Annotated in this window: 12 protein-coding genes and 1 pseudogene; 4 read left to right on the top strand and 9 right to left on the bottom strand. The window is 53.9% G+C overall.

The genetic code is table 11. The features are described from left to right. Positions 1 to 67 precede the first annotated feature (67 nt). Together degP and dgt are read right to left on the bottom strand one after the other, a co-directional pair. A complete protein-coding gene (gene degP / locus OGV71_RS05085; protein WP_003018567.1) occupies positions 68 to 1,501 on the bottom strand; it encodes a serine endoprotease DegP in 1,434 nt (477 codons plus the stop codon). 129 nt (positions 1,502 to 1,630) lie between these two features. Further along, a complete protein-coding gene (gene dgt / locus OGV71_RS05080; protein ID WP_204584074.1) occupies positions 1,631 to 3,148 on the bottom strand; it encodes a dGTPase in 1,518 nt (505 codons plus the stop codon). A gap of 83 nt (positions 3,149 to 3,231) precedes the next feature. Between dgt and mtnN the strand changes: the two genes are divergently transcribed. Genes mtnN through OGV71_RS05065 form a run of 3 tightly spaced genes read left to right on the top strand, consistent with a single transcriptional unit; the run spans position 3,232 to position 5,384 of the window. After that, a complete protein-coding gene (gene mtnN / locus OGV71_RS05075) occupies positions 3,232 to 3,930 on the top strand; it encodes a 5'-methylthioadenosine/S-adenosylhomocysteine nucleosidase (RefSeq protein ID WP_003018572.1) in 699 nt (232 codons plus the stop codon). Continuing rightward, a complete protein-coding gene (gene btuF / locus OGV71_RS05070; protein ID WP_003018575.1) occupies positions 3,923 to 4,723 on the top strand; it encodes a vitamin B12 ABC transporter substrate-binding protein BtuF in 801 nt (266 codons plus the stop codon). Before mtnN ends, btuF begins: the two co-directional genes overlap by 8 nt. Positions 4,724 to 4,760: 37 nt before the next feature. Then, positions 4,761 to 5,384 carry a TRIC cation channel family protein gene (locus tag OGV71_RS05065; protein WP_003018578.1) on the top strand — a complete coding sequence of 208 codons (624 nt, stop codon included), beginning with the start codon at positions 4,761 to 4,763 and terminating at the stop codon, positions 5,382 to 5,384. Positions 5,385 to 5,503: 119 nt separating this feature from the next. Here OGV71_RS05065 and erpA read toward each other — a convergent pair whose 3' ends face one another. From erpA to clcA, 3 genes and pseudogenes are all read right to left on the bottom strand, one after another. Continuing rightward, complete coding sequence (erpA, locus tag OGV71_RS05060; RefSeq protein ID WP_003018581.1) at positions 5,504 to 5,848, bottom strand: iron-sulfur cluster insertion protein ErpA; 345 nt, start codon at positions 5,846 to 5,848, stop codon at positions 5,504 to 5,506. Further along, a pseudogene (gene yadW, locus OGV71_RS05055) lies at positions 5,841 to 5,906 on the bottom strand (small protein YadW). The gene erpA and the pseudogene yadW overlap by 8 nt, the downstream one beginning before the upstream one ends. 23 nt (positions 5,907 to 5,929) lie before the next feature. Continuing rightward, positions 5,930 to 7,351 carry a H(+)/Cl(-) exchange transporter ClcA gene (gene clcA, locus OGV71_RS05050; RefSeq protein WP_071696623.1) on the bottom strand — a complete coding sequence of 474 codons (1,422 nt, stop codon included), beginning with the start codon at positions 7,349 to 7,351 and terminating at the stop codon, positions 5,930 to 5,932. A 168-nt stretch (positions 7,352 to 7,519) separates the two neighbouring features. On the opposite strand from clcA, the gene hemL reads away from it, so the two are divergent. Next, positions 7,520 to 8,800, top strand: a complete 1,281-nt coding sequence (gene hemL / locus OGV71_RS05045) for a glutamate-1-semialdehyde 2,1-aminomutase (RefSeq protein WP_204584076.1) — start codon at positions 7,520 to 7,522, stop codon at positions 8,798 to 8,800. Between the two features lie 73 nt (positions 8,801 to 8,873). Here hemL and fhuB read toward each other — a convergent pair whose 3' ends face one another. The 4 genes from fhuB to fhuA are packed head-to-tail and all read right to left on the bottom strand — an operon-like array spanning position 8,874 to position 14,836. Next, entirely contained in the window at positions 8,874 to 10,856 is a 1,983-nt protein-coding gene (fhuB, locus tag OGV71_RS05040; RefSeq protein WP_003018589.1) for a Fe(3+)-hydroxamate ABC transporter permease FhuB, read from the bottom strand. Then, positions 10,853 to 11,743, bottom strand: a complete 891-nt coding sequence (gene fhuD, locus OGV71_RS05035) for a Fe(3+)-hydroxamate ABC transporter substrate-binding protein FhuD (RefSeq protein WP_204584080.1) — start codon at positions 11,741 to 11,743, stop codon at positions 10,853 to 10,855. The genes fhuB and fhuD overlap by 4 nt, the downstream gene beginning before the upstream one ends. Next, positions 11,743 to 12,540, bottom strand: a complete 798-nt coding sequence (fhuC, locus tag OGV71_RS05030) for a Fe3+-hydroxamate ABC transporter ATP-binding protein FhuC (RefSeq protein WP_071696621.1) — start codon at positions 12,538 to 12,540, stop codon at positions 11,743 to 11,745. The genes fhuD and fhuC overlap by 1 nt, the downstream gene beginning before the upstream one ends. 46 nt (positions 12,541 to 12,586) lie before the next feature. Further along, a complete protein-coding gene (fhuA, locus tag OGV71_RS05025) occupies positions 12,587 to 14,836 on the bottom strand; it encodes a ferrichrome porin FhuA (RefSeq protein WP_204584082.1) in 2,250 nt (749 codons plus the stop codon). Positions 14,837 to 14,928: the final 92 nt, after the last annotated feature.

Raw genomic sequence — 14,928 nt, 5'->3', positions numbered from 1 at the left:
GAAATATGGAGTTGTGGGAGGTATCACAAAAAGAACCCCTTCCTGTACAGGAAGGGGTTGAGGGAGATTACTGCATCAACAGATAGATGGAGCTGTCGCCACGCTGAATGTTCAGCGCCAGCACAGCGGGTTTGCTGTCGAGGATTTTGCGCAATTCGGCGATGTTTTTCACTGGCTGCTGATTCGCACCGATAATCACATCCCCTTTCTTCAGGCCGATCTGTGCAGCCGGAGAATTCGGTTTCACGTCACTTACCACGACACCTTTATCCTGGCCTTTGTTGCTCATATCGGCACCTTCAATGCCTTTGAAGATAGAGCTGGAATCAACCTGAGTCTGGCTGCTCTGCTGCAATTCCAGGTTCACGGTGACCGGCTTACCGTCACGCAGCAGACCCAGGGTGATTTTGCTGCCGACCGGCATCGTACCCACCTGCGCACGCAGGGCGGCGAAGCTGCTGATAGGTTTGCCGTTCAGGGAGGTAATCACATCCCCGGCTTTAATACCGGCTTTCGCTGCGGAAGAGTTCGGCATTACCTGGCTGACGAATGCGCCACGCTGAGCGTCAACTTTCATCGCTTTCGCCAGCTCAGAGCTCAGTTCGGTCCCCATAATACCCAGCTCACCACGTTTAACCTGACCAAACTCAACCATCTGCGAAGTCAGGTTTTTCACCATGTTGCTTGGGATTGCAAAACCGATACCGATGTTACCGCCGTCCGGCGCGAGGATCGCGGTGTTAATGCCGATCAGCTCACCGTTCAGATTGACCAGCGCGCCACCGGAGTTACCCCGGTTGATCGCAGCATCCGTCTGAATAAAGTTTTCATAGTTCTCCGCATTCAGGCCGCTACGGCCCAGAGCAGAAACGATGCCGGAGGTCACGGTCTCACCGAGGCCAAACGGGTTACCGATTGCTACGGTGTAATCCCCCACGCGCAGCGCGTCGGAGTCTGCCAGCTTAATCGCCGTCAGGTTTTTCGGATCCTGAATTTGGATCAGCGCGATATCGGAGCGTGGATCTTTGCCCACGATCTTCGCGTCAAATTTGCGACCATCGCTCAACTGAACCTTAATTACCGTAGCGTTATCCACCACGTGGTTGTTGGTCACGACATACCCTTTCGCAGCATCAATAATTACGCCGGAACCCAGCGCCATAAATTTCTGCTGCTGGCCGCCGCCATTACCAGCGCCCGGTGCGCCGCCCTGGCAGAACGGTGAACTCTGGAACGGAGATCCGTCCTGGCAGAACGGTGAATTATCACCAAAGAACTGCTGGAAATTACGCGGCATACGCGGCGTATTCACCGTCGTGCTCCCCTCGACGTTAATACTTACCACCGATGGCATCACTTTTTCGAGCATCGGGGCCAGGCTTGGCATCTGTTGGGCGGTCATTGCTGAAGACGACGTCTCAGCCGCAGTTGCAGACAGGGGGGACAACGCCAAACCTAAACTCAGAGCCAGTGCACTCATTGCTAATGTGGTTTTTTTCATGTGTTTCGTTCTCGATTAACAGGTAACGCAAAATTGCTGTATACGTCAGAGTCGTTTTATAACGCTAAGTTCCAGAATTGAGTTTAAGGAAAAAGTAAAATTTTATTGGCCGTCTTTACAAATGAGTATTTATTGTTCTACGGCCATCAAGCGACGATATTCATCCCAGGCATACAAATCTGTCATCCCGCTGATATAATCCTGGATCAACCGGCAGCGATAATAATATTCCAGAACCGAATACTCAGCGCACTCCGTCGATATTTTACTAACCGCCTCAACATACGCAAGACGATGGCGGGTAGACAACTTCTGAAATAAACGGGACTCGATAGGAAAACGTTTTACTCTTTCATTGTCGACCAGTTCAGTAAAATCTGACTGAGACATTTTCAATAACGGTTGATAGATCTCCAGCAACCCGCTGATCACCCGATAGCCCTGTAATTCCAGTTGCTCAACATCCGGATGGCTAAACACATGTTTTACCGCCACATTCTTATAAACGCCCAGTAACTGGCTGAAGCTACTGGCATCTTCTAACAGCGCATGATTAAAGCTGCCTTCATAAATCTGCGGCAAATTATCAATAAACCGCTGGGCCGCATACGGAACCAGTTTATTCAGCGTATTGACGCGTAAATACATAAAGAACTGATCTTCGGTGCTGCGGCTTAATGTATTTGAACGTGATTTTTCCCAGGCGTTCTCAACAACCTGACTAAACAGAGAGCCTTTTTCGTGATGCCCCCACGCTTCATGCAGATGATGGTAAAGTTGCTCGACGCTAAAGATTCTTTTCTCAACGGCATCTTCCAGGTCGGCCACGCAATATGAGATATCATCGGCAGCTTCCATAATCCAGGTTAATGGAAAACGACTGTAAGGTGCTAATGATAATTCTTTACGTAACCGCTCAATATACGGTTCCTCGGAAAGGTAATAACCAGGCTTCTTCATTAAATAGTTGTGCGTCTCGGGTGCACTGCCGCGCCACCATGCCGGACGGGTATATTTTAAAATACCGCCAACCTGCGCCCAGGTAAGGTTCATACGCATCAAAGTATGCACCAGACGAATACCCTGCGCATTGCCTTCAAAATGACACAAGTCTTGGCGCACCTTGCGGCGAATATCATTCAGCGACTCTTCACCTTCACGCAAACGTAATGCCGTCACCTGGCAGCGGTCATCACTCAGGGGCTGACTTTCCGCGTCGGCGGGATGCAACCGCTGGCGAAACCAGTCATTAATCGCCGCTTCGCCAAAATGACCAAACGGAGGATTACCAATGTCATGCATCAGGCACGACATTTCGACAATACTCTCAAACGGTCCCGTCAGTTCATCCAGACCATACTGCTCCAGCAGCTTTAGCTCTTTCAGTCGGCTGAGGATCTCTTTCGCGATATAGCGCCCAACCTGCTGCACTTCCATCGAGTGCGTCAGGCGCGTACGCACCGCTGCATTACGCTCTAGCGGAAAGACCTGGGTTTTTTGTTGCAGCCGGCGAATAGCCGGAGAATTGATAATACGTCCACGATCGCTTTCAAAAATTCGCAGGATCTCATGCTCCGTCTTCACGCCCTGCGGCGAACGGTAACGGCGATGCCAGTTTATTTTTTTTCGGAAATCGATCTGTACCATATCCTCTCCCGCCTGAGAAATGCGCTACCCCTTAAGCGCATGATAGACTATGCCCTCAAATCTGGCTTATCGCGAGTAAATCTATGAAAATCGGCATCATTGGTGCAATGGAAGAAGAAGTTACGCTGCTGCGTGACAAAATCGAAAACCGTCAGACCATCACGCTCGGCGGTTGTGAAATTTACACCGGCCAACTGAACGGTACTGAGGTTGCGCTTCTGAAATCAGGTATCGGTAAAGTGGCTGCGGCGCTCGGCGCTACGCTGCTGCTTGAACGCTGCAAGCCGGACGCCATCATTAATACCGGTTCCGCGGGTGGCCTGGCCTCTACGCTGAAAGTCGGCGATATCGTAGTTTCTGATGAAGCGCGCTATCACGACGCCGACGTCACTGCCTTTGGTTATGAATTTGGTCAGCTACCGGGTTGCCCGGCTGGTTTTAAAGCCGATCCTGCGTTGATTGCAGCCGCAGAATCTTGCATCGCCGAACTCAATCTGAACGCTGTTCGCGGACTTATCGTCAGCGGCGATGCATTCATTAATGGTTCCGTGGGGCTGGCTAAAATTAAGCATAACTTCCCGCAGGCGATTGCCGTTGAGATGGAAGCGACCGCAATTGCGCACGTTTGCCATAACTTTAAGGTGCCATTTGTCGTGGTTCGCGCTATCTCTGACGTTGCCGATCAGCAGTCCCATCTCAGCTTTGACGAATTCCTGGTGGTTGCCGCGAAGCAGTCAAGCCTGATGGTTGAAACGCTGGTGCAGAAACTGGCGCATGGCTAAATTATTCTCCAGGGCGCTGGTCGCCCTGCTTTTCACTCTCCCGGCGTTCCTTTACGCCGCACCGCGTGTTGTAACGCTTTCTCCTGCCAATACCGAACTCGCTTTTGCCGCAGGCATTACCCCCGTTGGCGTCAGCAGCTACTCAAACTACCCGCCAGAAGCCAAAAATATTGAAGAGGTCTCAACATGGCAAGGTATGAATCTTGAGCGTATTGTGGCGCTGAAACCTGATTTGGTCGTCGCCTGGCGCGGGGGAAATGCTGAGCGACAGGTGAATCAACTGACCTCCCTGGGAATTAAGGTCATCTGGGTGGACGCCGTTTCCATTGAGCAGGTTGCCGATGCGCTACGCCAGTTGGCTGCGTGGAGCCCCAAGCCTGAACAAGCTAAACAGGCGGCGCAAACCATGCTTGATGACTATGCTTTACTTAAATCTCAGTATGCCAACAAACCGAAAAAACGCGTGTTTCTCCAGTTTGGTGCCAATCCTCTGTTTACCAGTGGAAAAGGTTCTATTCAGCACGAAGTTCTTGAGGTATGCGGAGGAGAAAACATCTTTGCCGGTAGTCGGGTTCCCTGGCCGCAGGTTAGCCGTGAGCAGGTCCTGGCACGAGCCCCCCAGGCTATTGTTGCGACTGGCGGTCCGGGCGAAACTCTGAAAATTGAGCAATACTGGGGAAACCAGCTAAAAATACCCGTTATTACACTTAATAGTGACTGGTTCGAACGCGCGAGCCCGCGTATTATCCTCGCCGCAAAACAACTCTGTAATGCGCTTTCACAGATAAATTAGCGCCTGCCCCCACCAGGTCTGTTGTGAGGATTTAAAAATGCTCGTCTATTGGCTTGATATTGTCGGCACCGCGGTATTTGCAATCTCTGGCGTATTACTGGCCGGGAAATTACGTATGGACCCGTTTGGCGTCCTGGTCCTCGGCGTGGTTACCGCCGTCGGAGGTGGCACGATCCGCGATATGGCGCTGGATAATGGACCGGTTTTTTGGGTTAAAGATCCAACCGATCTGGTCGTAGCGATGATCACCAGTATGCTGACGATCCTGTTGGTACGGCAGCCAAGACGCCTGCCGAAATGGATCCTTCCGGTGCTTGATGCCGTTGGCCTGGCGGTGTTCGTGGGTATTGGCGTCAACAAGGCCTTTCTCGCAGGAACAGGACCCTTGGTTGCGATTTGTATGGGGGTGATTACCGGCGTCGGCGGTGGGATCATTCGCGATGTATTAGCACGTGAAGTCCCGATGATTTTGCGTACCGAGATCTACGCCACAGCCTGTATTATCGGCGGGATCGTGCATGCGACGGCGTTTTATACCTTTGATGTTTCACTGGAAAACGCCAGTATGATGGGGATGATTGTCACCCTGCTGATTCGGCTTGCCGCCATTCGCTGGCATTTGAAATTGCCGACGTTTGCGCTGGATGATAACGGACGTTGACATGATGATGCAGAATATGTAGGCCGGATAAGGCGTTTACGCCGCCATCCGGCACATTGCCCGGTGGCGCTACGCTTACCGGGCCTACACCATCAGACCACTGGTATTACAGACAGCAATCAGATGCTGAAAGAAGAACCACACCCGCAGGTGCTTTTCGCATTCGGGTTAGTCACAACGAAGCGGGAACCTTCCAGACCTTCGGTATAGTCAACCGCGCCGCCCACCAGATATTGCAGGCTCATCGGGTCAACCACCAGACCAACACCTTGCTTCTCAATGGTCATATCACCATCGTTCACCTGATCGTCAAAGGTGAAACCGTACTGGAAACCGCTGCAACCACCGCCGGTGATATACACACGTAATTTCAGATTCGGGTTATCTTCGTCAGCGATCAGGCTTTTTACTTTATTGGCTGCTGCTTCAGTAAATTGCAGTGGCAGCGCTACGTCATCACTCATATTTTGCTCCAAACGACATTGGCAATTGGGCAAATTATAACCCAATGGTTAAGGCCATTATCTAATACCCTGGTATTTCGTTCAAGTATTCTCGCCAGCGGCTGTACCCTGGCTTTTAGCCGCCTGCTCCGCTTCCTGTTTTGCCAGCGTACGGGCAAGGATAGTCGAGTATAGCGGCTTTCCGCCCATAAATTGGGCTAATAGTGTTGCGCCAAGACAGGTAATAATCATTGGCAAAATGAGCTGATAGTTATCGGTCATCTCCAGCACCAGCACAATACCGGTGAGCGGTGCCCTTACCGACGCCGCCAACAATGCCCCCATTCCGGCGATGGCAAAGGTCCCGGCCTCCAGATGATAATGCGGAAAAGAGGCCGCTGCCGCCATACCGAACGCGGTGCCAAGCAACGTGCCCAATGCCAGCATCGGGGCAAATATCCCGCCGGGCGCGCCGGACGAGAAGCACAGCAGCGTGGTAATGACGCGGGCAATAAAGATAAACAGCAGTAAACCAACGCTGAAATTCCCTGCCGCAGCGATAGGTATCAGGTTAAACCCGCCTCCAGCCGCCTCAGGTGTAATTAAGCCAAGAATCCCGCACAGACCGCCGATCGCCCCCCCCATCAGCACCCATTTTTTAATTTCACCGCCGTGGAAACGCTGGAACATATCCTGAGTCCGTAACACCATGGTGTTGAACAACGGTCCGACACAGCCAAAAATAATCCCCAGGACCAGATACAACCACAGCGTGTTCACCGGTGCATTGGAGAGCTTCCCAACTTCAATAAGCGGTGCCTCGCCGTTGAAAACACGAAACACAATGCTCGACATGATGACACCGGTAAACACGGCTTTGATCGAGACAAGGTTATAGCGAAACTGCGGGCGCATCTCTTCAATAATGAACAGGATCCCCGCCAGCGGAGCGTTAAACGCCGCCGAAAGGCCCGCTGCCGCACCGGTCGCCAATAAGGTATGTCGCGCTTCTGCGCTACGCATGCGGAAAATATCCAGCACCATGCGCCCGAGGTTACCACCGATCTGCACGGTCGGTCCTTCTCGCCCGAGCACCATACCGGCACCCAGCGTACCCATACCGCCGAAAAATTTCACCGGCAGTACGCGCCACCAGCGCACAGGCCGCAGCTCTTCCAGCGCGCCTTCAATCTCTGGGATCCCCGAACCACCGGCTTCCGGCGCAAACTTACGCACCAGGAAATAGCCGACCATCGCCAGCAACGCAGAGAGAATAAATGCCAGCGGCCACAGCAGAATGGCATGGTCCGCAACCTGAGCCAGCGCGCCAATGCGCTGATTCTGCACCCAGGTCACCGCTTTCTCAAATGCCACGCCAACAAACCCTGTCACTGTACCCACTACGGCAGCCATCAACAGGATCGCCAACGGCGTTTTGTCTCGTTCCAGGAGTCGACGGATTTGATCCCTGCGGCGTAAACGCACAATTTGTTGTGCTTCAAAAGAGGGAGTGTCTGTCTTCATCAGATGATCATTAATTGGTAATACAAATACGGAATCGGCATTCTACTCGCACATTTCACGAAAATCCCCTGCAAATCGTATTGTTTCAAATGCGTAAAACTTTCATAACCTTCTCTGAATAACTAGAATAGCGGGCATTTACTTTTTCTACGAACCAGGACCCCATCCATGAGTAAGTCTGAAAATCTCTACAGCGCAGCACGCGAACTTATCCCAGGCGGCGTTAACTCCCCCGTTCGCGCCTTTACTGGCGTGGGTGGTACTCCGCTGTTTATCGAAAAAGCCGACGGCGCGTATCTGTACGATGTCGATGGTAAAGCCTATGTTGACTACGTCGGTTCCTGGGGACCGATGGTGCTGGGCCATAATCACCCGACAATCCGTAATGCGGTGATTGAAGCTGCGGAGCGCGGTTTAAGCTTTGGCGCACCGACCGAAATGGAAGTGAAAATGGCAGAACTGGTCACTGAACTCGTGCCGACCATGGACATGGTGCGCATGGTGAACTCCGGCACGGAAGCGACGATGAGCGCAATCCGTCTGGCACGCGGTTTCACCGGTCGCGATAAGATCATCAAATTTGAAGGCTGCTACCACGGTCATGCCGACTGTCTGCTGGTCAAAGCGGGTTCCGGCGCGTTAACGCTGGGTCAGCCGAACTCCCCGGGCGTTCCGGCTGATTTCGCGAAACACACCCTGACCTGCACCTATAACGATCTCGCCTCAGTACGTGCGGCATTTGAACAATATCCGCAGGAGATCGCCTGCATCATCGTTGAGCCGGTCGCAGGCAACATGAACTGCATCCCGCCGCTGCCGGAATTCCTGCCGGGCCTGCGTGCACTGTGCGATGAGTTTGGCGCGCTATTGATCATCGATGAAGTGATGACCGGTTTCCGCGTGGCGCTGGCCGGTGCACAGGATTATTACGGCGTCGTGCCGGATCTGACTTGTCTTGGCAAAATCATCGGTGGCGGAATGCCCGTTGGCGCATTCGGTGGCCGTCGCGATGTGATGGACGCACTGGCGCCGACTGGACCGGTTTACCAGGCGGGGACGCTTTCCGGTAACCCAATCGCGATGGCGGCAGGTTATGCCTGTCTGACCGAAGTCGCCCAGCCGGGTATTCATGAAACGCTGAACGAACTGACGACGCGTCTGGCGGAAGGTCTGCTGGAAGCTGCTGAAGAAGCGAATATTCCGCTGGTAGTTAATCATGTAGGCGGGATGTTCGGGATTTTCTTCACCGATGCAGAAACCGTAACCTGCTATCAGGATGTGATGGCATGCGACGTTGAACGCTTCAAGCGTTTCTTCCACATGATGCTGGATGAAGGAATTTATCTGGCGCCGTCCGCGTTTGAAGCAGGCTTTATGTCCGTGGCGCACAGTGAAGAAGATATCAATAACACCATCGACGCCGCGCGCCGGGTGTTTGCGAAACTGTAAAGGATGAATTGCCGGGTGGCGCTTACGCTTACCCGGCCTACATTCTACGCCGTAGGCCGGATGGCGGCATAACTTACCGGCTCTGCTTACGTAGCAGATAGATAAAGTACGGCGCGCCAATAAACGTCGACAGTAATCCCGCCGGGATCTGATACGGAAACAACACCATCCTGCCGCACCAGTCAGCAAAGACCAGCAACACGCCACCCGCCAGCGCCGAAATCAGCATATGCGGCATCGCCCGACGAAAACCCATCATCCGGGCAATATGCGGCGCCATCAGCCCGACAAAGCTCAACGGTCCAATGGTCATGGTGGCTGTCGCCGTCAGCCCTGCCGCCAGCAGCAGTAATCCCACGCGTGATGGCGTAATAGCCATACCGACAGCCCGCGCCGTATCGCCGCCGAGCGGTAAAATTGTCAGCCAACGGCGGCACAACGGCGTCATCGCCAGCAGGATAACCATTACAATCCCGGTGCGCAGCACCTGTTCGCCACTCGCGTTATAGGTTGAGCCGGAGATCCAGGTTAGCACCCCCGCCATACGCGGATCGCCGCTGGCCTGCAGCATCATCAGCAGCATTGTAAACGCCGTGCTGAGCGCCATCCCTGCCAGCAACATGCGGTGCGGTGAAAAGCCCCCGCGCCCGGCGGCAATCATAATGATAAGCAAGGTGGCTGCCGCACCGAGGCTCCCGGCCGGCAGCAGCCAGCCAAAGGCATTGCCGGGGACCAGAAATAACATTAGCACCACGCCAAATGCCGCCCCGGAGCTAATTCCTAATACTTCCGGACTGGCCATTGGATTTCCGGTCAGACGCTGAATAATACAGCCAGCTACCGCTAACATTACCCCGGCAATCAGCGCCGCCAGAACACGTGGCCAGCGCCAGGGCATGAGCTCGTCCAGCATCGCGCCGCTGGCCCATGTCCAGCCGTGCGCATCGCGGCCAAACGCGAGCGCCACAATAACGGTAAGCAGCAATATCGCCCCGCCCGCCAGGGCAAACATCAGTACATTCTGGCGCTCAGCAGCGATGCGGTTACTGGCATTCATATCCGGCGCGCTCATACTTCTAAGGCGCGGCAACAGCCACAGCAGCAATGGCGCGCCAATCAGCGCCGTCACCGAACCAGTGGAGACTTCCATCCATACGCGGGTCAGCCACAGAATGATTTGGTCGGAGAGCCAGAGGATCAACGCACCAATCAGAGGGGCCAGCATCAGACGCGCCAGCAGACGACGCGCGCCGAGCATTTTCGCCAGCAGCGGTGCAAACAGGCCAATAAAGCCGATAATCCCAACCGCGTTAACCAGTAAGGCGCTGATAACAATGGCCAGCGATAACGCCGCCAGACGTGCCAGCGACAGCGCCAGACCGAGGTTACGCGCCACGCCGTCATCCAGTCCCATCAGCGTCATTGGACGTAATAACAACAGCGTCAGCATCACACCGCCCAGCAGTTGCGGCCACAGACGCTGTACGCCGCTCCAGTCGGTCTGCGTTAGCGTACCGCTGCTCCATAAAAACATGCTTTGCAGTTGATCGTGATGGAAGATAACCATCAACTGGTTAATTGCCCCGCAGTACAGGCTGACCACCAGCCCGGCAAGGATTAACGTCACCGGAGAAAGACGTTTGCCCCAGGCAACGCCAAACACCAGAGCCCCAACAACACATGCTCCCGCCAGCGCCGCAAATTGCGTGGTCAGCGCACCGGGAATAGCCCACAGCGTGGTAACCGTAATACCCAACTGCGCCCCGGTTGCAACACCTAACGTAGTGGGTTCTGCCAGTGGGTTACGCAGCACCTGCTGAAACAAGACACCGACCAGCCCCAGCCCGGCACCGACCAACAGCGAAATCGCCAGCCTCGGCAGCAGACTGTAGTGGAAAACCATCTGCTCAATAGCATTGATATCCGGTGACCAGATAGCCTGTTGCCACTGACTGCGCGGTAGTGCAACAGAGAAGTTAACCCAGGTCAGCCAACAGGCAGCGACAAACAGAACCGCCAGAAGAAGGGTCGGGAATAGCGCAATTCGTTTACTCACGCTTTGCCTCCCAGCGCATTATCCAGAATGCGGGCAAAATGCATCGCCGAGAGCGTGGCGCCATAGAACCAGACGGCAGGCACACGCTGAAAACGTCCGCTGCGAACAAACGGCATCGCCTGCCATAATGGCGTAGACATCAGCGCAGCCATCTCTTTATCGTTGCCGTGGTCAAAACACAGCACATCGACATCCTTATAAGCAGCCAGACGGTCAATACTCACGGCAGTGCTGCCCCAAAAGTTTGTCTCGCCCTGCCAGGCGTTGGGGATCCCATAATCATCCAGCACGTCCTGAAACAGGCTGTTTGGGCCAAACACCAGCATATGTCGTGAATCGAGCAGGGAAGTGAGAAGTACAGGGCGCGCGCCACGTTGAATGAAGCGCGGTTTCAGGCTGGCGATAAAACGATCGTACTCGGTCAGATGGCTTTCAGCAGAGGCTTGCAGATTGAACAATTGCGCCATTTCCTGTAGCGATTGTCGCGCAACGGCCAGCGGCTTTTTACCGTCACTGAAGTTAAATCCCCGGCCAGGCGCAATCCGCGCCAGCTTTTCAGGGGAAGGACCATAGCCTGCTGACCACAGCAAAAACGAGGGTTTCATTTCGGTCAACAGTTCGAGATTGGGCTCCGTACGTAGCCCGACGTCAATCACCGAATCCGGCAACGGGGGCTCACTTACCCACAGCTTGTAGTTAGGGATATCCGCGATGCCATACGGCGTAATACCCAGCGCCAGCAGTAGCTCTACCGGTAGCCATTCCAGCGCCACAATACGCTGCGTATCAACCGCCGCAGCGTGTGCCGTATTCATCCGCCACAGCAGCGGCGACAGCGCCATCGCCGCAAGCAGCCGCCGACGGGTAATATGATGTAATTCAATCATTAATAGACAAAACTCACGGGTGCGGCACCGGCCGGATGCGGCAAAATGCCCATCGGGATACCGTAAATCTGTTCCAGAGTTTCACTGCGCATCAGTTCAGCAGGCGTCCCTTGTGCAATCATTTCACCACCGCGCAGCGCAACTAAGTAATCACAGTAGCGGGCCGCCATGTTGATATCATGCAGCACCGCAATCACCGTCAGCCCGCGCTGCTGACTTAAGCGATGCACCAGCGCCAGTACGTCAACCTGATGAGCGATATCCAGCGCGGAAGTCGGTTCATCAAGCAGCAGACAGCGGCTGTCCTGTGCTACCAGCATGGCAATCCACGCGCGCTGGCGTTCTCCGCCGGACAGACTATCAACCAAACGGTGCGCCAGCGGTTTTAAGCCAACCAGCGAAATCGCCTCTTCTACTTTCTCTCTGTCGGCAACGCCAAAACGTCCCAGCGCCCCATGCCACGGATAGCGGCCAATCGCCACCAGTTCGCGCACCGTCATCCCTTCGGCCTGCGGCAACTGCTGCGGCAGATAGGCGACCTTGCGGGCAAACGCTTTACTGCTCCAGTTCTCCAGTGGCTGTTCGTCGAGCAGGATGTCACCTTCTGACGGCGGCTGATGACGTCCCAGCATTTTCAATAACGTCGATTTTCCGGAACCGTTGTGGCCGATAAGGCCGGTCACTTTACCCGCAGGAAAAGTTAATGAGAGAGGATGCAAAAGCGTGCGGCCAGGCACACGAAAGGAGACATTACGCAACGCAAAAGTAGTGTCGGGATGGGATCTGTTTTCCTGCATAGCAGCCAACTTGTAAAACGGGCACGCAAAGCGTGCCCAATAGAAATTAGAAACGGAAGGTTGCAGTTGCAACGACCTGACGTTCTGCGCCCCAGAAGCAGCCATAGGTATTGAAGCAGCTGGCGACGTATTCACGGTCAAACAGGTTGTTCACATGCAGCGCCACGTTGGAGCCCGCCATGCCGACGCGCGCCAGATCGTAACGTACTAACGCATCCACCAGCGTATAGCTCCCCACTTTAAAGGAGTTTGCCGGATCGCCATAACTGGAACCAGTATAACGAACGCCAGTACCCAACGTCAGCCCAGAAAGCGCGCCGTCATAAAGGGTGTAATCGCCCCACAATGATGCCATGTGTTTTGGCACCTGCGCAGGCGTATTGCCCTTGTAGTTGGTGTCGGTGGTGTATTCCGCGTCGGTGTAGGTATAAGAACCCACTACGTTGACGCTGGCAGACAGCGCCGCTTTCGCTTCAATTTCCACTCCGCGAGAACGAATTTCACCGCCTTCAACTGACCAGAACGATCCGTTCGGATCGGCCATCAGATTGTTGGTTTTAGTCAACTGATAGACAGCACCGGTGATCACGATTGGACGATCGTTCGGCACGTACTTCACGCCAGCTTCGTACTGCTTACCTTTGGACGGCGCAAAGATATTACCGCTTGCACCCGTCTGAGAAGCCGGTTCAAACGACTCGCTGTAGCTGAAATACGGGGTTACGCCGTTGTCGAACAGGTAGTTAACACCGCCACGCCAGGTGAATTGCTTATCATCGCGGGAATCCGTTACACCAGAAACACGGTTCAGAGAGTCCTGTTTAGCCCAGTCGTAACGACCGCCCAGAGTAACCAGCACCTTATCCCATTGCGCCTGATCCTGAACATACAAGCCAGTCTGCTTCTGTTTGTTCAGCACTTTGTAAGGACCTGAAGGGCCTGGGTGTGAGCCAAAATCGAAGTCGCTACGGTCGAGGTTATAGATATCGGACGGCGCAACAGAGCCCGCATAGCCAAACCAGGAGTTGATATCGTTCCGCATACGCATAAAGTCAACGCCGGTCAGCAGCGTGTGATCTACGTCGGCAGTAGCGAACTTGCTTTGCAGCTGAGTATCGACGGAGAAGTTCTGCAATTTCTCATTATCGATAACATACTGACGCGTCAGCGTATGATCCCAGTCGGCCTGAGGAATGCTGGCACAAGGGCTGTTAGCCGGATCCTTGGTATAGAGCGGATCGGAGCACATACCGTAGCCATATACGCTGTTCTGCGAGACTTTATTTTGCGCGTAACGCAGGTTCTGACGCACGGTAAAGGTGTCGTTAAATTCGTGATCGAAGCTGTAGCCCACCATCTTCTCGTTACGAGAATAGGTATTGTTGTTCGCCCCTTCGTTGAAATCGGTAGGCAGACGCTTGCCATTCGGCAACTCAGTCACCGTCCCTTCTTTCGGCAACCAGCCGTAATAACCTGTTTCCGGCTCGTTCTGGAAGTAGGAGAGGAAGGTGAAGTTTGTCTTATCGTCCGGACGCCATGAGAAAGATGGCGCGATGGCATAGCGTTGTTCTTCTGCGCCCTGCTGCTGCGCATTGGCGGAACGCGCCAGGCCAGTTAAGCGGTAAGAGTATACGCCGTCATCATCCAGCGCATCGCTGAAATCAAAACCGGTCTGGAACAGGCTGTCAGTGCCCATCTTGAACTGAATTTCTTTCAATGGTTCTGTGGTCGGGCGTTTGCTGACCATATTCAACAACCCACCTGGGTTGCTCTTTCCGTACAGAACGGAAACCGGACCACGCATCACTTCGGCGCGTTCCAGCATATAAGGGTCGATCACCGCATCATTGTAGAAGTTACCCTGCATCTTCAGGCCATTCAGATAGTTATTCTGACTTTGGCCATCGGCAGCGAAGCCACGGATGATCAGGTAATCATAGGTATTGGACGCACCACGCGTACCCACGGCAACGCCCGGGGTGTAGCTAAGCGCCTCTTTGACCGATTTTGGCTGATGCAACGCCATCTCTTCGGCGGTGACCACTGAAATAGACTGAGGAACTTTTTGAATCGGAGTGTCGGTTTTGGTCGCCGTAGCAGACTGTCGTGCGGCGATGGTTGCCGCTGGCCCCCATGCGCTTTCCTGCGGAGCAGGAGCTGCAGTTACGGTGATGGTTTCTTCTTTCGGGTCAACCGCCGCCTGTGCATAGACAGACATGCCGCTAACCGCTGTGGCTACCACTACTGCGATTTTACGCAGTGATGAACTTGGCTGAGCAGTTTTAAGACGCGCCATTGGTATTTCTCTGATGAAAGTGAATGATAACGTAAACGAGAATTATTATTATAACGGCAGCATAATATTCGAAACTCTGGCGAGATAGCAAG

The organism is Citrobacter sp. Cf088 (genome assembly GCF_030334295.1).
GTDB classification, from domain to species: Bacteria; Pseudomonadota; Gammaproteobacteria; order Enterobacterales; family Enterobacteriaceae; genus Citrobacter; species Citrobacter freundii.
This window is presented reverse-complemented; position numbering and strand designations above follow the sequence as displayed.

Excerpts from the sequence above, each read along its gene's own strand:
- dgt (WP_204584074.1), bottom strand. The coding sequence starts at position 3,148 with ATGGTACAGATCGATTTCCGAAAAAAAATAAACTGGCATCGCCGTTAC.
- erpA (WP_003018581.1), bottom strand. The coding sequence starts at position 5,848 with ATGAGTGATGACGTAGCGCTGCCACTGCAATTTACTGAAGCAGCAGCC.
- fhuC (WP_071696621.1), bottom strand. The coding sequence starts at position 12,540 with ATGCAGGAAAACAGATCCCATCCCGACACTACTTTTGCGTTGCGTAAT.
- mtnN (WP_003018572.1), top strand. The coding sequence starts at position 3,232 with ATGAAAATCGGCATCATTGGTGCAATGGAAGAAGAAGTTACGCTGCTG.
- fhuD (WP_204584080.1), bottom strand. The coding sequence starts at position 11,743 with ATGATTGAATTACATCATATTACCCGTCGGCGGCTGCTTGCGGCGATG.
- clcA (WP_071696623.1), bottom strand. The coding sequence starts at position 7,351 with ATGAAGACAGACACTCCCTCTTTTGAAGCACAACAAATTGTGCGTTTA.
- hemL (WP_204584076.1), top strand. The coding sequence starts at position 7,520 with ATGAGTAAGTCTGAAAATCTCTACAGCGCAGCACGCGAACTTATCCCA.
- fhuA (WP_204584082.1), bottom strand. The coding sequence starts at position 14,836 with ATGGCGCGTCTTAAAACTGCTCAGCCAAGTTCATCACTGCGTAAAATC.
- btuF (WP_003018575.1), top strand. The coding sequence starts at position 3,923 with ATGGCTAAATTATTCTCCAGGGCGCTGGTCGCCCTGCTTTTCACTCTC.
- OGV71_RS05065 (WP_003018578.1), top strand. The coding sequence starts at position 4,761 with ATGCTCGTCTATTGGCTTGATATTGTCGGCACCGCGGTATTTGCAATC.
- degP (WP_003018567.1), bottom strand. The coding sequence starts at position 1,501 with ATGAAAAAAACCACATTAGCAATGAGTGCACTGGCTCTGAGTTTAGGT.